The organism is Terribacillus sp. DMT04 (assembly GCF_019056395.1).
GTDB lineage: Bacteria > Bacillota > Bacilli > Bacillales > Amphibacillaceae > Terribacillus > Terribacillus aidingensis_A.
In genome coordinates, this window is record NZ_CP077639.1 from 3,096,812 (window position 1) to 3,114,440 (window position 17,629).

Sequence of the window (17,629 nt, forward strand, 5' to 3'; positions counted from 1 at the left end):
ACAACCTTATATTCATAATATTTTTGGATTATTTATACGAACACATACAAAAAAAGCTAGAATCCTAAGATTCTAGCTTTCCTTTCAGCTACGGAAGAAATCAACTAATGGCTGATAGTCTTTGCGCAAATCTACTTCATTTGGTTCTTCCTGCATTAATTTCTCAGCTAACTGTTCTAGCAGCTCGACATCCTCAGAATCTGTATATTCAACGAAGCGAATGGAATCAAGCCAGTCTTGATAAGAGTGCTTTGCTTTTCCATAGCTGTTGCCGAAGACCAAGCAAGGGGTTTTTGTGAGAATAGAGAAAATCATGGCGTGCAGGCGATCTGTAACAATTAACTTCTTAGAGCTAATAAGATCCAGCATCTCAAGGAAATGCTTCTCACGATCTGCGTAATCAATTGTTGGCACGATATTCTCATCCAGAACGGTATCTGCGCGATCTACAGAGCCGTACTTCTTCGTCCACTCCATTAACTCAGCAACAAATTCTTCTTCCATCACCTTTTCTTTATCTGCGCGAAGGAAAAACATGACACCTTCGCGTTCTTTTTGGCGAGGTACATAATCGAGTGACATAACCATATCCGGTGTATAAATTACTTTTGAATCAAATGTCTGTCTCACAATATCAAGCGTTTGATTCTCTCTGGCAGCGATTGTCAGATTCTTATTCTGATGATACGCATCCTGCGTTTTCTTCTTCTCCTGCTCGCCATGCTCGTTATCCTCAAAGAATACAGACTGCGGCATGGAAATAGACTTGTAATCCTTGAAAGCAGCGAATACTTTGCGGCGATCTTCTTCTATATCTAAATACAGACTGCCAAGGTTGCCTCCGCCAGTAAACATTACAATATCATCTTCTTGAATAATCTTTTTAACAGTTTCAATTCCTTCATCTGTCGCATAGTCCATGATCTCGATGTATTCGTAATATGGGAAACGGCTTGTGATGAACTGTTCAATGCTGTATGCAATTGCTTGGTCACCTATATTTGTGTAGCTTGGTGAACCGAATAAGAATACCTTGCGCTTATCATTTGTGAATGCCTCTGTAGAAACGTTCGGACCGATACCTTTTGCTAATTTATTTGTATCTATTGCTTGTATTGTCATAATTTATAACCTCCTGCAGCTTCTTTTGTTATTATTCCATTCCCCAAAACAAAAGAATTTATGCTTAATAGGAGTTTCAATTTCTACCATTTGTACAGAAAGCAAGTTTATGTTGTTTCCTCTTTACCTTCTGATGCATTTGTATAAATAAAGTACCCTACTTTGGTCGGGTGATCCAATATTTGCTGACTGGCATCGTATTTCATCAAACTGCGGAAAACCAGCCAATCGCCGATACCACCTGCAGTCAATATGACAGAAACGGCAAGCAGCATGCCGCTTCCAATGATATAAGCAAGCAGCAGCGGCAGCAGACCTGTCAAAATAACAGGCATCAGCAGCGCAATACGATATGCCCTTAACCGAATCGGTACTTTGCAATGCGCATAAGCAATACCTTGTTTCCAACTAACACCATACTCAACTTGTTTTAGCTTTACTTTTCCGAAACAAATAAATCCGATACCGTGTAAAAATTCATGCAGAACAATTCCCAGACCTGTGAGTACAAAAAACACAGCACATCCAGTTAGGGTTATGTAAATCTCCATTCCATGAATCATGAAGTAAATAAAACTAGCTGCTAGCATCAATCCAAATGTCAGAAGTGCTGCGTGTTTCTGGAGTTTTTGCATATCAAATAATATCTCTTGCCTGTGCATGCCCAGTACCTCTCCTCTTTGGTATTTGTACCAACTATCTTATGCTGGCGGTTTTGAAAGCAATGCTGACTGGTAATGCTGTTATATGAAAGGAGCTGCATGATGCCAGGTTTTATACACGATAATATCATTGTCCTCGTCCGGATAGTCACCATCGTTCCACTTATGCTTTTCATAACATTATACATGGGTAAACGCGCAATTGGAGAAATGCCTGTATTTGATTTTTTGATTGTTGTTATATTGGGTGCCGTTGTCGGCGCAGATATTGCTGATCCTGCGATACATCATCTGCCTACAGCAGTAGCTATTGTGGCCATTGGCTTATTCCAAAAAGCTATCGGCAAGTGGAAAATCTCCAATCGGACAGTTGGACGACTGCTCACCTTTAATCCAACAGTTGTAATAAAAGATGGCGTTTTTATTTATGAAAATATGAAAAAGATCCAATACTCTATTGATAACGTTTTATTCATGCTTCGCCAAAAAGATGTCTTTGCTATCAGCGACGTGCAGCTCGCCATTGTTGAGCCGAATGGGACAATCAGTGTGCTAAAAGCCTCCAACGAGAAACAGCGCAACCCAGTCATGTCGTATTCTGCCATTGTAGAGGGTAATATTGAACGAGAAGTCCTTGCTTATCTTCAATTGGATGAGACGTGGCTTCGAGCACAGCTGGCAGACAGAGGAATCATCGGGTTGAATCAAGTCTTTTATGCTTCCATCTCTTCTGACTTGAAAATTCATGTCAGTCTGAAAGAGAACAACATGCAATCCCCACCATTAAAGCATTAATTACACAAAAGAGAAGGGATTTCCTTCTGTAAATGAAAAAACATAAGAGAGCACTACCTTGCTAAGGCAGTGCTCTCTTATGAGTATTATGCTTCTGCAATTTTCATTTTCGGTTTCTTTCCTGCAGCTTTCTTCTCTTTTATTGTCCAACCTGTTATACCATACAGCAGGGTAAACAATGGCGTAATGAAAGCGAGAAAACAGAATGGCAAATAAGTGACCGTTGCAATACCAAGTGCACCCGCAGTGTAGATTCCTCCACCGGTCCAAGGTACTAATGGTGAACTAAGCGTTCCGGTATCTTCCAGAATACGAGACAAGTTCTCTGGCTCCAAATTCAGTCGTTCAAATATCGGACGCATTAATGTTCCGCCCATAACAGTAGAGAAGTACACGGTACCACCCAAAATGAGCGTCAAATAACTAACCGCTAGTGTCACAACTGTGAGGACGCCAGTATGTTTAATTTTAGAAGCAAATGATGCGATCAGTGCTTCCAGTACACCAGCATCCGCTAATAGACCGCCTAATCCAAGTGCGAATAAGAATAATGCAATCAATTCCAGCATACTAGTCAATCCGCCTCGCATTAGCAGCGTATCGACAATCGGAATGCCTGATTCTACTGCATATCCACTATAAAACGTTGTAAGTGTCTCAGCAAAACCAAACCCTTGATAGAAGACTGCGATTAAACCGCCAACTGCTGCACCAACAAAGATAGATGGAATAGCTGGCTTTTTCATGACAAGCAAAGTGATCAGCACAATAATCGGAAGCAGTGGCAAGATACCTAAGTTGAAGTTATCAGCCAGATAAGCTGTCAGCTGATTAACACTTGCCGAATCTGCTCCTGCTCCATTATAACGCAAGCCGATAAACAAGAAGATACCAGCTGTAATGAGATAAGATGGCACTGTTGTCCATAGCAAATGCTTAATATGCTTGAACAGATCCCCGCCTGTCACAGCAGGTGCTAAATTTGTAGTATCTGATAACGGAGACATTTTATCCCCAAAGAAAGCTCCGCTGACAATTGCACCGCCTGTCAATCCTACCGGAATACCAAGCGCCGTACCGACACCCATCATTGCAACACCCGCTGTACCTACTGTTCCCCAACTAGTACCTGTAGAGACAGAGACAAGCGAACAGAACAATAGTGTTGTTACTAAGAAGAACTGCGGTGTTATTGCCTGCACACCATAATAGATTAATGTTGGCACTGTTCCGGAGGCAATCCATGCACCGATTAAAACGCCGACGGTCAAAAGAATAACACCAGGCATCAATGCTCTTCCCATTGCCTTTGTCATGGATTTTTCGATTTGCTTATACGTAAATCCAAGTTTTAGCATATATGGGATGATGACCAGCATGCTCATGAACATCAGTATTTGAATCGGTGCATCAAAAGCTAAAATTCCTACGGATACCACTGCCACAACAGATAAAATCATCATCATTGCGTACAGAAACGACGGTTTTCTAATATCGGTTTCCAACAAACCACTCCCTTGAGGTTGTTTTTATACTGAACGAGCTTATTTTCTAAGCATAACTTTGTTCTTATTCCCGCACAGTCATTTTTCAAACTTACCCTTACTATGTTACAGGACTTTGCTTTTATCGGAAAATGCCATAATACTGGTATGAGCCGAATGAGATTGCCTTATTCCTCCAGACAGTCACTTAATCGATAACATGCTTAAATATGCTCCAATATGTTGCCGTATCTTCCCTATAAGAGACATGTTCACTTTTTGGAAGATCAAAAATGCCCCGCAGAAATATCTGCAGGGCATTTTCTTAGATAGAGCAGTTATCATCTTTGCATACGCCAGTATCAGCGGATCCAAAGTTTTGAAACTTCGGCTGTTCGTGCTCTTCTTTCCATACTTGATTAATTGCCCCGACAAATGTCTCCATCGGCTGTGCACCAGAGATCGTATATTTGTCATTAAAGATAAAGAAAGGAACACCAGTTATTCCATACTGCTGCGCCAGTCTTTCATCAGTTCGTACTTCATCTAAGTGAAGCGACTCATTGTCAAGCACCTTAGCAGCAGCGTCTCGGTCTAATCCAGAAGCTTCGGCGATAGCAAGAAGTGTTTCTTTCTCACTAAGGTTCTTCGATTCTGTAAAATACGCATAAAGCAAGTTATCCGTAATCTCTTTCTCTTTCCCTAGCGTTTCAGCAAACTTGGCCAAGCGATGGGCTTGAAGTGTATTTGTCGGCTTCATTTCCTCAAAATTAAATGTAAGGCCAACTTCGGCAGCATGCTGCCCAATTTGTTCATTATTCATTTTGGCCTGTTCAATTGTCATACCGTATTTCTCTGCAAGCGCCTCATGAATGCTCTTTCCATTGTAGACACCAGCATTCGGGTCCAGCTCAAAGGCTTTGAATACTACTTCCACTTGATCTCTGTGCTCGAATTTCTCCAGCGCAAGCTCCAGCTTTTGTTTCCCTATATAACAAAAAGGACAGACATAATCTGACCATACTTCTATTTTCATTAAGACACCCCTTTTTCACAATAAAATGATTTTAGCACAGAGCTAAAACTCCACAAACATAATTGCTCACGTTTCATCTATACGAACGTTGGTAAAAATAGGTACGATACAGAAATTGTTAAACTGAAGGAAGAAAACACGATTAATAAGTTAATGAACAGCGGAGATCAGGCCAGGTATGGTGTGAAACTGAACGGAAAAGGCAGCTATAAGTTTTATAATAGATGATCATCGTCTTACGTTATTGCTTGTTCTGAGCGTCATCATATGGATGCATAACTTTATCCTCTTGTTAGAAAAAAGGATATCTCTTATACTAATTCCCTAAGTTGCTAACGACTGGAGGAAATACAATGATTACGATACAAAAGCAAGCTGCTCCAAGCCAAAAACAAGCCTATTTACTACGCGATAGCAATGGGGAACGTCAATTAATAAACAAGCAAGTTATTAAAATTCTTGCTGATGCAAAGAGCACCGGAAATCTTTTTGGACTGGTGCAGATTACTGGCAGTAAAGGAGAAGAATCACCTCTTCACCTGCATCATACACAGCATGAAGCAATCTATGTAACGGATGGGTTACTTCAGTTAACAATTAATAATAAAAAGCACATGCTTGCTTCCGGTGACTATGCCCATCTTCCTGCCGGCACAGTACACCAATATGTTTTATTACGAAATCGTACAAAGTTCTATTCCTTCACCACCGGAGGCTATCATGCAGACCTATATCGTGAACTTGGGGAAACACATGCATATATGGAGCCACTAACCGGAACTGCCACCTCTTCTATTACATCGAAGGAATTAGACAAGCTAGATGATTTTGATATCCGCCTTGTCGACGAATCGATGCAAGGACCGCAAGCTATTGTCCTGCAAGAGGGAGGAGAATTGCCAGATACCAGTACTCCTTATGTCATAGAAGCCGGCGCCGGGGAAGGCATGCTAGCCGCCGACCAGCTGTTCACATTTCTTGCAACACAAGCAACTACTGACGAACAGTTTCTTGCTTTGACGACAGAAGGTTACCCCGGTGAAGCCATTCCTCCCCATTACCACGAAAAGCACACCGAATGCTTCCTTTGTCTCGAAGGGCGAATGACCATGTGGGCAGGCGACGAAGAATTTCATTTGGAGAAGGGCGACTTCCTTCACGTCCCAGCTAACACAGAGCATTCTTTCAAGCTGGACAGTCCTTACACAAAGTTCATTGGGTTTCTTGCGTCCGGTCTATTTGAGCAGTTTTTCCGTCTTCTTGGAGAACCATATGCATATAGTGAACTACCTAAGCAGCCCGGTGCATTCTCTTTTCAGCGCGTGTTGGAAAACATCGATGAATTAGATCTTAAATTCCCCCAGAGGTAACGAAAATGCTGTCCGTCGCGGACAGCATTTCTCATTAATCTACAAGCTCATGCACCCATACACGCATCTCGCCAAATCCTCGATTTCCCCATGCAAAGTACGGAATAGCTCGAATCGTTCTATGTGTTGCTTCAGGTGCATTCGTCTGATATAGGTTTTCCGTCCTCGTAATTCGACGCGCATCTGCTCCTAGTGTAACGACGCCGTTCAGGAAGTTTTCGTCGTTTTCTGTCTTGAAAGCAACTTGGCGCGGGAGGCGAAGTCCAGCCAGATTATTGCCGTTGTCTATCTCCTCTAAACAATATACAATTGGACCTCGCTGAAGTGCCACCTGCCCTTGATTCATCCCTGCTTTCGAATTGCTATAGACTCGCTCTACAGGCATCGGGAGCAGCAATTCAATCTGATCCCCTATTTTCCATGTTCGATCTAGCACCAGGTATCCACTCTGCAAGTCATCGACAGAAATAGCTTCACGATTCACAGATGCAGATACACCACTGCTCCATCCAGGGATACGAAACGCTAGCTTAAAGGCTCCTTCTGTTTCTACTGTAATGGTTAGTTTGCCATCCCAAGGGTACTGATGCATTTGCGTCAGTTTTACTTGCGTCTTCCCAACGTTTGCTGCCACATTTCCCGCCATATACAGATGCGTATAAAGGGTGTCCCCAGTCGTTGTATAAGCATAATCTTCAATTGATGCAATCATTCGTGCTAAATTCGGCGGACAGCAGGCGCATGCATACCATTTCTGTCGCTCTTGCTTAACATGCTCTTGATCTTTACGCCCTGTCTGGTACGCATTTACTTCTAAAGGATTCACGTAGAAAAATCGCTTCCCGTCCAAGTCCATGCCGCTGATTGTTCCATTATAAATCGCTCGCTCCAGTACGTCGGCATACTTGCGGTCTGGCGCAAGCTCGAGCATTTTCTTTGCCCAGAATACAAGACCAATGGATGCGCACGTTTCACAGTACATACTGTCATTTGGCAGATCGTATGCATCTGTAAACGCTTCTCCGTTCACAGCCGATCCAAGTCCAGCAGTAATGTACAACTTCCGCTTTGTCACATCATCCCATAGCTTGTCACAAATCTCCCGCAACTGATTATCATCTGTCCGTTGGGCCAAGTCAGCCATCGCTGTATATAAATACATTGCCCGCACAACATGACCGACTGCTTCTTCCTGCTCCCGCACCGGCTTATGCGCCTGCATGTAAGCATACCCAAGCCCAAAATTCGTATGATCATCATTCCACGTCTTAGGCCGATTCACCGCCTGCCGCTGTTCCTTTTCGATATCAAAATAATGCGGCTGCTGTCCTCTCTGCTCAATAAAGTAAACAGCCAGATCAAGATGTTCCCGCTTACCCGTCACATCATATAGACGAAGCAATGCCAGCTCAATTTCCGGATGACCTGGATAGCCTTGCAGCTTACCATCTTCATCTCCGAATACTTGCTGAATGAGCTGTACATACTTTTCCATCACATCTAAAAAGGCACGCTTGCCAGTTGTTTGATAATAAGCAACTGCCGCCTCAATCAAATGCCCCGCACAGTACAACTCGTGGTTATCGCGCAAGTTAGACCAACGGTGATCGGGTTCGACAAGCATATAATACGTATTCAGATAACCATCTTCCGCCTGCGCTCTTTCCAGTAAAGCAATTACATCATCAGCTGTCTTTTCTAAATTTGCATTCGGAAAGCTCCGCAAGCTGTATGCAACTGTTTCCAGCCATTTCGCCACATCACTATCCTGAAATACGGTTCCGAAAAATTCTCCCTCTGCTTCTCCAGCCGCAATTCGGAAATTCTCAATCGCATGACTCGGAACAGTATCTGGCAATTCATCATTCAATGCTTTCCATTGATACGGGATAACCTGCTCGGCCACGATTCGCTTATAGTTTCGCCAAAAAGCATCCGTCACCGTTACGTTGTTCGACTTTTCCACACCTGCATGTATCGGTTCATTCAAGATTGGCAGCCCCTTTCAAAATTCACTCACCGTTATCATTTAAGCGTTTTCAAAAGCTAGCTTATCATCTAAAATAAAAGCTATATACTATAGAATTGAACTTTTATTTTCATTATTTCAACCAAAAGGTGGCGCTGTTATGAAAAGTACTTCCTTCTTATCCATGCTAACACCTCCCCTTCCTTATTTCTTAGAAGGAAACCTGACTATTTTCCGCAAAGGCCAGCGGCATCCTGCCCGGAAACAGCTCGGTTTCTTTGATGTGTTAGTCGTAAAAGAAGGTGCGCTATACATTGGAGAAGAGACAGAGCGCTGGCCGATAGGTGCCGGAGAAGCTCTCATCCTGGAGCCAGCCAAGTTTCATTACCCTACTGCTGCATGTGAAGAAGATACCGCGTTTTATTGGCTGCATATGCAAACACCCGCCACATGGCAAGAACAAGAAATGTGCGAACCAATCCCAACTGACCAGCATATTTCATCTCTTCATTACCACACGAGCAATACGACCATTCATTTACCAAAACACCAACACTTATCTCATCCAGAAGAACTGTATCTAACAATTGAGCGCTTGTTACAATCAACGATTCAAGCGCGATCCTTTGGCTTTTGGGAAACACAGCAGCTGTTTATGCAAGTATTGCAGCATCTCTCCTACTCACCAATGCCACAACAGGCTTCCTTGCAGCTGGCGGAACGGGTTGAAATGTATATAAAACAACACTACATGAAGCATATCACCAATGCGACGCTCGCTTCACACTTCCATGTACATGAGAACTATTTAGCACGATGCATGAAGCAAGCATTTCATTGCACACCGCTCACTTACTTAGCAGCTTACCGATTGCATCAAGCACGCTTGCTTCTGCTGAAGACAGATTGGCCGCTACAGAAGATTGCTGAGGAAGTTGGATTCTCAAGACAGGGGTATTTCTCAACTTGCTTTAAACAAGTGTACGGTATAGCACCGAGTGATTATCGAAGGAACATGCTGCGAAGGTAAGGATTTGGAGCGTTGCATGATGATTTACAACTTTACCTTCATCCAATATGGCAGTGGGCTCTTCGTGTAGCGTTCTTTCTTCTGACACAGTCACGCTGGAAAATCAGACGTGCTGTATAACATAATTGCTGTATCTGTATTTTGAAGTACTTCATTGAGTAAGAAGTACTTCATGTGCTTGCGTGCTCGCTGCTTATGTTTTAAATCTCGCTCTTTCGGGATGAAAAAGCAATTAAGATAATGCCGACTAAAAGAAGCGCAATCCCTGCCCAAGAAAGAATAGCTAATTCCTCGCCAACTAGCACCACACCTAGCACTGCAGCGGTAAGCGGTTCTGCCAATGACAGAGTAACAGCAGAAGATGCTGGCACCTTCTTGAGTCCGCTCGAAAACAAGAAGTACGCAATTGCAGTCGTAATCAGTCCTAAATGCAAACTCACCGCTATCCCGCTAGGTTGCAGGATCCAATTCATATTAAAAAGGAAAAGAAACGGAACGAGTAAAACTGCTCCAAGGATAAAGATAACAGCAGTTGCTTCAAGCGAGCTTTTGTTTTGAACAATCTTGCTGCTTAGCAGGGTATAGCCCGCAAATGCTAATCCCGCTCCCAAGGCCAGCACGATTCCAACTGGTTGTATCGTTACAGATTCACCCGTCAAAAACAGCAGTAAACAACCACAGATGGATAATAATGTAGCTGCCCACCATACTATCGCAGGCCGTTTGTTTAAGAATACTGCTTCTAAGAGTCCAGAAAAAATCGGCGCGCTGCCAATACCAATCACTGTACCTACTGCTACACCTGTCTGCTGCACCGCCGAAAAGAACAGCGGCTGATAACACGCCATGCTAAAAGCAGCCAGCAGCGTCAGCCGGACTGGCCAACCTTTTCGATGAAACTGTCCAAAGATCAGCAAAACCACGAGCAAACAAATACCACCTATCGCCAACCTCACGCTACCAACTGCAATTGGATGGGCAGCAGCTGGTGCAAAAGTTTGAGCTGTTCCGGTTGTTCCCCACAGCATCGCAGCAAGTAAAACAAATAATGGAGCCAGTCTAGTGACCATTTGCAAACCTCCTTCTCCACCTTAACTGTATCAAACTATTGTTCACAGACACATTAAGCTTCATTTTTCCTCGCCCTTAAATAGAAGATAATCCCTTCCGCTATCATTAGATTCAGTACAATAGAGCCGTAAACCCCGATGGTATAACTTAGCGTATAATCCATTCCTAATTTATATAGCACGTCAGAAATCAGATGAATAAAGAGATTCGTAAAGCAAAACAAATAACTCCGAATCATCCAGTTCTGATGTTTCTCCAGCTTCCCTTTCCTGGCATGGACAATCGCAGCAATAATCATAATTGGCCAAAAGAGATTAACCATATTGAATGGAATGCTAACGAGCTTGCCTCCCGTCGCATAAGGAGCCAAGTAACCTGATGTTAACGATACAAGCATGACAGAAATAGCGTACACGTAACCGTTGATACGGTGAAACTTGCGCTGGTGCCAGGCCAGTCCTCTTGAGAAATTCACTGCGCCGCTCAATGTTGCCAGACAAGCGACGAACACATGGATATACATCACATCGAGCCAGATAGGCAAGTGGAAAGAATCGTGTAAATCTAGTTTCTGTTCGAGAAAAAAGGAGGCGCGATGATCAAAGATATAATTATCTGCAAAGGTATAGGCTATATAACTGCCAATGAATAACAACAGCAATATATATAAGTTCTTGATGGACATATTGACCTCCTTCATTAAATATTTGCACTCTTTTTATTAAAGCATGGTAAAATTACCTCCTACAAACGCAGGAGGAAAAAGATGAAAAAGATAGCAGCTTTCGCAATCATTATACTAATAGCAGCAGGCGGCCTTGTTTTCACACAAGGAAAATACAAAGCACATGCCGATGAGAAAGTCATTCTTGGTTACACTACATCCGATAATACATCGCTTCAATCTATCAAAGACTATCATAGCCATCTCACCGCGATAGCAATGGACACCTATGCATTTGACACACAAGGAAATCTGACTGAAGAAACACCTAAAGAACAGGTTAACTATGCAAACAAGCATAAAATAGATACATATGCTGTCATCTCAAATTTCGGCGAAACAGATTTTGACCCAGACTTAGCTCATGCAGTCATGTCTAATGAACACGCAAAGAAACGCTTTATTGCACAACTAGCATCCCTGGCGGAAGACAACAATCTAACTGGTATCAACATTGATTTTGAATCCATATATCCTGAGGATCGAGACCTTTACTCCAAGCTAATTAAAGATACTGCCCAATCTCTCCAAAAAAATTATATAAAAACGATGGTATCTGTTCCAGCTAAGACTGCAGATGATCCAGCCAATGATTGGACATGGCCATACAACTACAAGAAGATCGGTGAATATGCGGACTATGTACAAGTCATGACGTATGACGAGCATGGATCCTGGAGTGAGCCCGGCTCTTCGGCCAGTAAAAACTGGGTGAAAGATACACTGACTTTTGCAACAGAAGAAATGGAGCCCGATAAAGTCATTATGGGTATACCAGCATACGGTTATGACTGGAATCTTAACAATCCAGAACAAAACAAATTAATCGAATGGGATGCTATCCATTCTATCATGGAAGCCGAGAGTGCTGACCCTGTATATGATGAAGAAACAGCATCAGCACATTTCACCTATATAGATGATGAGAAGCAAGAACATATCATTTGGTATGAAGATAAAAATTCCTTAACACAAAAAAGTGACCTAACTAATCAATACGATATTGCTGGATTATCTGTGTATGCTTTAGGATATGAGTCGAGAGATTACTGGAATGCGATTGAAACAGCGATAAATTAAAAAACAGCAATCAGCTGATTAATAGGCTGATTGCTGTTTTTTGTGTTTCAAACTTTAACTCTACTATTAAAATTCATTTTCCAACCAACACAAAAACATTCTTATCCGGTGCCTGCATAACAGCAACATGACCGCCAAGCGCGTTGGGGAACGGCTGTTTAATCCACTTTATATCGGTTTTCTCCGTTAAATGAGTAAAAACTGCATGTACATCATCTACAACAATTTCTGTTTCAGCAAAAGCTAGATTTGGATTATCCTTTAAGACCAATTCGGTTTCTCCGTTCGGAAACTTCATTCCTGCCAGCCGCCAGCGGTGTTCTTCATCTTGAAACGTATCCCACGCTTTGGACAATCCCATCGATTCATAGAAAGCAATTGATTGGTCGATATTTTCTGTGTAAATAGCTTGGCATTGCAGCTGCTTCCACATTTCCCACACCTCCGAATTCAAATCACCATTATTATACAATAAAACACCCTGACGTCTGTGCCAGGGTGTTTGTCTGTTTATTTTGCTCTCTTTACTATCTTCACAGCTTCCTTGGATACATAAAACTTGCCGCCGCTTTGAACTGTTACACTATCAAGTTCGTATTCTCGGTCATTCACAATAGCTATATTTTTATTCACTGGGAATTGCGCTTTTTTGCGTCCTCTGTCTACAACAAGCACTGGATTCGCTTCATTAGAAGTATCTACGCTTACTTCACCCCAATTACCAAATGCATCTTCCGCTTCAATAAACATATTACGGCTCAACTTATCTAGCTTAAAGCCCATTGCATCCGCTGCACTATGCGCGATATCTGTGTTCTGAATCATACCAGATGGCTTTCCAGGTCCATAGGAATAAAGGAATACATCTTCACCCGTATGTCCGCCAGTTGTAAAGCCAAGGTTCGCCCGCTGCGCAAGCAGATCTACTAATGTGCCGCCAAGATCTTCCGCTTTGTTGATGGCTCTCTTTTCTTTTTTCGTTGGGTTGGTAATTCCATAAAGCGCCGCTACTTCCAATCTGTTTGAGCCGTCCTCGTTCAGCTGAGACAAAGCGCCTTCTACTGTCATCTTCGCTTCTTTCAGCGGATCCACATAAGCAGATACTGGTGTAGAGGAATAAGTGCCATCTGTGTTTTCATTACCAATCGATATTCCGCTATTGCCGTGGTCTGAAACAGCTATAACCATGGTATGCTTATCTTTCTTCGCAAAGTCAAGCGCCTCTTTTACCGCATCATCAAATGCTAGCGTATCACTAACCATACCAACTGGATCATTCGCATGCGCTGCCCAGTCTGGCTTGCTTCCTTCTACAAAGAGGAAGAAACCATCTTTATCTTTAGATAATGTCTGGATACCTTTTTTCGTCATCTCTGCCAATGTAGGTTCCTCCGGCTGTGTTACTTCCTTATCCATATCATAAGCTAGAGCAGCTGGTGCGAATGAACCCCAAATTTTCTTTGATCCGGAATTGAGCAAGTCTTCTCGTGTCTCTACAAAATCATAGCCTCTGTTATCAATTACTTCTAGTAAATTCTCGCCATCTTTTCGATTTCCACTCTCCAGTGTTTCTTTCCCGCCGCCAAGAACAACATCAATATTTTGATACACTTGCTGCTCTGCAATATTGTCATATTGCTGGCGATGTTCGGCATGGGAAGAAAACGCTGCCGGAGTCGCATGCTGGATTTCAGATGTTGAAATAAGACCAGTTGCTTTCCCTTTCGTCTTCGCACCTTCGAGTACATTCGTTACCGGACGATATGGGTCATCGGCAAGATCTTCATCCACTCCAGGTGACGTTATTTTTTCTGGCAGGACGCCGACAAACTTATCATTTGATTTGTTACCAGTAGCCATTGCTGTTCCCGCTGGCGCTGAATCCGTTATTGCCGAATCAGCTGAATATGTACGCACGCCTCCCGCAGCCATTTCATCCATAGCCAAGTCACTGCCTTTATACCATCTGGATAAAGTTGTCGTGGAAGAGCTGACGCCGTCCTTCACAAGGACAATAACATTTTTCACCTTAGCACCTTTCTTCGCCTCTGCTTCCTCCTGATCCAGATTAGTTAAACCAATAGATCCTATCGCCAACGTTCCCGCTAATGTAACACCAAGTAATTTTTTGCTCATTTTCATTCCTCTTACCTCCACCCGATTATTTATGAAAAAGAAAGATTACTACAACTAGAAAGTTAGTAGAATTAGCTCGTGTACGAGGGTAATTGTATAGGCGAAATATTAATAGGGTGTTAAGAGGACATAAAGCTATTGTTAATTAGCAGAAAGATATTGTTGGTAAGGAAAAGCTTGTCAAGTCGCGAAAAATACTATTGTAATAGGTATTATGCAATGTTTTGGAGTCACACAATTTCACCAGTATTCTATCAGCCGGTTAGTTTAATTGGGTTTTATATGAATTAGTTCAAATTACCTAATAACCCTATCATCAAGACTATATAAATATAGATACCTATAAGTTACCATATATAGTTAATATTTCTTTAAAGAAATATTATCTCTTTTGCTGGAGAAATCGAATCAACATCTATAAAAAACAACCCTTTCTAGGGCCGCTTTTCGATTTATAATGTGACTTCGCTCCTTCCCCTTCGATATTAAAATTCTTATCAGCAGTAACGATGCCTTGCAGAGCAGAAATAGTAAAACCTATAGAGAGAAATTATTCCATCACAGTCAGTTTTCCAAGATTTTATAATTCTCTTCTCAAAGAATCAGTTCCAATTGATAATAGAATTGTCGGGTAGCGAAAACAGCAACTTCAAGCTGACCCTGACTTTCACATAATTTTAACTATCTCTTAACACTAGTAAATAACAGCATAATCATCGTATTTTTCATGTGACAAGCTTCACATAATTGCTTGACATTACTCTATGATTATTCTAACCTTACTAATAAATATAAATTTAGAATGATTATGTTTAAGTAATTCTAAGTTTCTAGTTATTAATTTATTTTAGGAGGCTATTTAATTTATGTCACTTATCGGCAAAGAAGTACAACCATTCACAGCACAAGCTTACAAAAACGGTGATTTCGTTGAGGTAACAGAACAGAATTTCAAAGGTAACTGGAGCGTCGTTTGCTTCTACCCTGCAGATTTCAGCTTTGTTTGCCCAACTGAACTAGAAGACCTTCAAGGTCAGTACAGCGCACTTCAAGATTTAGGTGTAGAAGTATTCTCTGTTTCAACTGATACACACTTCGTACATAAAGGCTGGCATGACAGCTCCGAAAAAATCGGCAAAATCACGTACGCAATGATTGGTGATCCATCTCAAGCAATCTCTCGTCAATTCGATGTTTTGAATGAAGAATCTGGTCTTGCTGACCGCGGTACATTCGTTATCGATCCAGACGGTGTTATTCAAACTGTAGAAATCAATGCAGACGGAATCGGCCGTGACGCAAGCACACTAGTAAACAAAATCAAAGCAGCACAGTACGTACGCCAAAATCCAGGTGAAGTTTGCCCGGCTAAATGGGAAGAAGGCGGCGAAACACTAACACCTAGCTTGGACCTTGTAGGTAAAATCTAAGGAGTGCATTTGACTTATGGTACTTGATGCAACAATCAAAGCACAATTAAACCAATATATGGCGATGATGGAGAACCCAATCGTTCTTAAAGTAAGCACAGCTGCAGACGACGTGTCCAAGGACATGCTCGCTCTAGTAGAAGAACTTGCTTCCATGTCACCTAAGATCACAATCGAAAAAACAGAACTGACTCGTACACCTAGCTTCACTGTAAACCGTGTCGGAGAAGATACTGGCGTTGCTTTCGCCGGTATTCCGCTTGGTCATGAGTTCACTTCCCTTGTTCTTGCTCTCTTGCAAGTAAGCGGTCGTGCTCCAAAAGTTGATGACAAACTAATCAAACAGATTAAGAACATCAAAGGGGAATTCCACTTTGAATCTTACATCAGCCTAACTTGTCATAACTGTCCAGACGTTGTACAAGCATTGAACGTGATGAGCGTGCTTAACCCGAACATCACGCATACAATGATTGACGGCGCAGCATTCAAAGATGAAGTAGAAAGCAAGAACATCATGGCAGTTCCAACCGTTTACTTGAACGGCGAAAACTTCGGCAGCGGCCGAATGACAATGGACGAGATGCTTGCCAAAATGGGTGCTGGCGCAGATGTGTCTGAATTCGACAACAAAGATCCATACGATGTGCTTGTTGTCGGCGGCGGTCCAGCTGGTTCCAGCGCAGCAATCTATGCTGCTCGTAAAGGAATCCGTACTGGTATCGTAGCTGAACGCTTTGGCGGTCAGGTATTGGATACAATGAGCATTGAGAACTTCATCACCGTTAAGGAAACAGAAGGTCCGAAGCTTGTTGCAAGCCTGGAAGAGCATGTGAAAGAATACGATATTGATGTGATGAACTTGCAGAAAGCAACGAAAATCGCGAAAAACGATTTGTTCGAGCTTGAACTAGAGAATGGCGCAACACTGAAAAGTAAGAGTGTCATCATCTCCACTGGCGCACGCTGGCGTAATGTTAACGTACCTGGTGAGCAAGAGTTCAAAAACAAAGGTGTCGCGTATTGCGCACACTGTGACGGTCCGCTATTCGAAGGAAAAGACGTTGCTGTTATCGGCGGCGGTAATTCCGGAATCGAAGCAGCGATTGACTTAGCAGGTATCGTAAATCACGTTACTGTTCTTGAGTTCAACGCAACACTAAAAGCAGATGAGGTACTGCAAAAGCGTGCCTACAGCCTGCCAAACGTAACAATTATTACAAATGCGCAAACAACAGAAATCACGGGTGACGAAAACGTGAACGGTATCTCATACCTCGAGCGCGACACAGGCGAAGAGAAACACGTTGCCTTGCAAGGCGTGTTCGTCCAAATCGGACTTGTACCAAATACAGAGTTCCTAGCGGACGTTGTAGAACGTACACCGATGGGAGAAATCATCGTTGACAAACACGGCCAATCAAACATCCCTGGCCTATTCGCAGCTGGTGACTGTACCGACTCAGCGTACAAACAGATCATCGTTTCCATGGGATCTGGTGCGACTGCATCACTTGGTGCATTTGATTATTTGATCCGTAATTAAAGCAAAAGCGTGCAGCTACTTGTGTAGCCGCACGCTTTTTATTTATCTAACTATCCACTCACATCCCTAGCCTCCCTCTAACAAATCCTTTCATGAACTGTATAAAAACCACAGCAACGATAGCACTTAAATTCCCCACATATTTTAGACTCCACCTTTAAAACAACTGTAATA

At 42.5% G+C, this 17,629-nt stretch carries 15 protein-coding genes; 6 read left to right on the plus strand and 9 right to left on the minus strand.

Annotation, left to right across the window (positions count from 1 at the left end):
* Positions 1-84 precede the first annotated feature (84 nt).
* On the minus strand, positions 85-1,122 hold the full coding sequence (locus tag KS242_RS15930; RefSeq protein ID WP_217322239.1) for a polysaccharide pyruvyl transferase family protein: 1,038 nt from the start codon (positions 1,120-1,122) through the stop codon (positions 85-87).
* Positions 1,123-1,229: 107 nt separating this feature from the next.
* The gene (locus KS242_RS15935; protein WP_217322240.1) at positions 1,230-1,784 is read right to left on the minus strand and encodes a DUF3267 domain-containing protein; all 555 of its coding nucleotides are present in this window, start codon (positions 1,782-1,784) and stop codon (positions 1,230-1,232) included.
* Between the two features lie 102 nt (positions 1,785-1,886).
* Between KS242_RS15935 and KS242_RS15940 the strand changes: the two genes are divergently transcribed.
* On the plus strand, positions 1,887-2,579 hold the full coding sequence (locus KS242_RS15940; protein ID WP_217322241.1) for a DUF421 domain-containing protein: 693 nt from the start codon (positions 1,887-1,889) through the stop codon (positions 2,577-2,579).
* 86 nt (positions 2,580-2,665) lie between these two features.
* On the opposite strand, the gene nhaC is transcribed toward KS242_RS15940, so the two are convergent.
* Positions 2,666-4,084, minus strand: coding sequence for a Na+/H+ antiporter NhaC (nhaC, locus tag KS242_RS15945; RefSeq protein ID WP_254391740.1), 1,419 nt, complete (start codon positions 4,082-4,084; stop codon positions 2,666-2,668).
* 304 nt (positions 4,085-4,388) lie between these two features.
* Complete coding sequence (locus KS242_RS15950) at positions 4,389-5,099, minus strand: DsbA family oxidoreductase (protein WP_217322243.1); 711 nt, start codon at positions 5,097-5,099, stop codon at positions 4,389-4,391.
* A 353-nt stretch (positions 5,100-5,452) separates the two neighbouring features.
* Between KS242_RS15950 and KS242_RS15955 the strand changes: the two genes are divergently transcribed.
* Complete coding sequence (locus KS242_RS15955) at positions 5,453-6,469, plus strand: quercetin 2,3-dioxygenase (protein ID WP_217322244.1); 1,017 nt, start codon at positions 5,453-5,455, stop codon at positions 6,467-6,469.
* Positions 6,470-6,503: 34 nt separating this feature from the next.
* Here the strand turns inward: KS242_RS15955 and KS242_RS15960 are convergent, their stop codons facing one another.
* Positions 6,504-8,459 carry a glycoside hydrolase family 127 protein gene (locus KS242_RS15960; RefSeq protein WP_254391741.1) on the minus strand — a complete coding sequence of 652 codons (1,956 nt, stop codon included), beginning with the start codon at positions 8,457-8,459 and terminating at the stop codon, positions 6,504-6,506.
* Positions 8,460-8,598: 139 nt separating this feature from the next.
* On the opposite strand from KS242_RS15960, the gene KS242_RS15965 reads away from it, so the two are divergent.
* The gene (locus KS242_RS15965; protein ID WP_217322245.1) at positions 8,599-9,468 is read left to right on the plus strand and encodes a helix-turn-helix transcriptional regulator; all 870 of its coding nucleotides are present in this window, start codon (positions 8,599-8,601) and stop codon (positions 9,466-9,468) included.
* A gap of 200 nt (positions 9,469-9,668) precedes the next feature.
* On the opposite strand, the gene KS242_RS15970 is transcribed toward KS242_RS15965, so the two are convergent.
* Positions 9,669-10,538, minus strand: coding sequence for an EamA family transporter (locus KS242_RS15970; RefSeq protein ID WP_217322246.1), 870 nt, complete (start codon positions 10,536-10,538; stop codon positions 9,669-9,671).
* A 53-nt stretch (positions 10,539-10,591) separates the two neighbouring features.
* Positions 10,592-11,224, minus strand: a complete 633-nt coding sequence (locus KS242_RS15975; protein ID WP_254391742.1) for a DUF2306 domain-containing protein — start codon at positions 11,222-11,224, stop codon at positions 10,592-10,594.
* An 81-nt stretch (positions 11,225-11,305) separates the two neighbouring features.
* On the opposite strand from KS242_RS15975, the gene KS242_RS15980 reads away from it, so the two are divergent.
* Positions 11,306-12,343, plus strand: coding sequence for a glycosyl hydrolase family 18 protein (locus KS242_RS15980; RefSeq protein ID WP_217322247.1), 1,038 nt, complete (start codon positions 11,306-11,308; stop codon positions 12,341-12,343).
* 73 nt (positions 12,344-12,416) lie between these two features.
* Here the strand turns inward: KS242_RS15980 and KS242_RS15985 are convergent, their stop codons facing one another.
* A complete protein-coding gene (locus tag KS242_RS15985; protein ID WP_217322248.1) occupies positions 12,417-12,776 on the minus strand; it encodes a VOC family protein in 360 nt (119 codons plus the stop codon).
* Between the two features lie 77 nt (positions 12,777-12,853).
* Positions 12,854-14,479, minus strand: coding sequence for an alkaline phosphatase (locus tag KS242_RS15990; RefSeq protein WP_254391743.1), 1,626 nt, complete (start codon positions 14,477-14,479; stop codon positions 12,854-12,856).
* 866 nt (positions 14,480-15,345) lie between these two features.
* Here KS242_RS15990 and ahpC point away from each other — a divergent pair.
* The gene (gene ahpC, locus KS242_RS15995; RefSeq protein WP_217322250.1) at positions 15,346-15,909 is read left to right on the plus strand and encodes an alkyl hydroperoxide reductase subunit C; all 564 of its coding nucleotides are present in this window, start codon (positions 15,346-15,348) and stop codon (positions 15,907-15,909) included.
* A 16-nt stretch (positions 15,910-15,925) separates the two neighbouring features.
* On the plus strand, positions 15,926-17,455 hold the full coding sequence (ahpF, locus tag KS242_RS16000; protein ID WP_217322251.1) for an alkyl hydroperoxide reductase subunit F: 1,530 nt from the start codon (positions 15,926-15,928) through the stop codon (positions 17,453-17,455).
* The last annotated feature ends 174 nt before the right edge of the window (positions 17,456-17,629 follow it).

Excerpts from the sequence above, each read along its gene's own strand:
- KS242_RS15985 (WP_217322248.1), bottom strand. The coding sequence starts at position 12,776 with ATGTGGAAGCAGCTGCAATGCCAAGCTATTTACACAGAAAATATCGAC.
- KS242_RS15955 (WP_217322244.1), top strand. The coding sequence starts at position 5,453 with ATGATTACGATACAAAAGCAAGCTGCTCCAAGCCAAAAACAAGCCTAT.
- ahpF (WP_217322251.1), top strand. The coding sequence starts at position 15,926 with ATGGTACTTGATGCAACAATCAAAGCACAATTAAACCAATATATGGCG.
- KS242_RS15975 (WP_254391742.1), bottom strand. The coding sequence starts at position 11,224 with ATGTCCATCAAGAACTTATATATATTGCTGTTGTTATTCATTGGCAGT.
- KS242_RS15980 (WP_217322247.1), top strand. The coding sequence starts at position 11,306 with ATGAAAAAGATAGCAGCTTTCGCAATCATTATACTAATAGCAGCAGGC.
- ahpC (WP_217322250.1), top strand. The coding sequence starts at position 15,346 with ATGTCACTTATCGGCAAAGAAGTACAACCATTCACAGCACAAGCTTAC.
- KS242_RS15965 (WP_217322245.1), top strand. The coding sequence starts at position 8,599 with ATGAAAAGTACTTCCTTCTTATCCATGCTAACACCTCCCCTTCCTTAT.
- KS242_RS15950 (WP_217322243.1), bottom strand. The coding sequence starts at position 5,099 with ATGAAAATAGAAGTATGGTCAGATTATGTCTGTCCTTTTTGTTATATA.
- KS242_RS15935 (WP_217322240.1), bottom strand. The coding sequence starts at position 1,784 with ATGCACAGGCAAGAGATATTATTTGATATGCAAAAACTCCAGAAACAC.
- KS242_RS15990 (WP_254391743.1), bottom strand. The coding sequence starts at position 14,479 with ATGAGCAAAAAATTACTTGGTGTTACATTAGCGGGAACGTTGGCGATA.
- KS242_RS15940 (WP_217322241.1), top strand. The coding sequence starts at position 1,887 with ATGCCAGGTTTTATACACGATAATATCATTGTCCTCGTCCGGATAGTC.
- KS242_RS15930 (WP_217322239.1), bottom strand. The coding sequence starts at position 1,122 with ATGACAATACAAGCAATAGATACAAATAAATTAGCAAAAGGTATCGGT.
- KS242_RS15970 (WP_217322246.1), bottom strand. The coding sequence starts at position 10,538 with ATGGTCACTAGACTGGCTCCATTATTTGTTTTACTTGCTGCGATGCTG.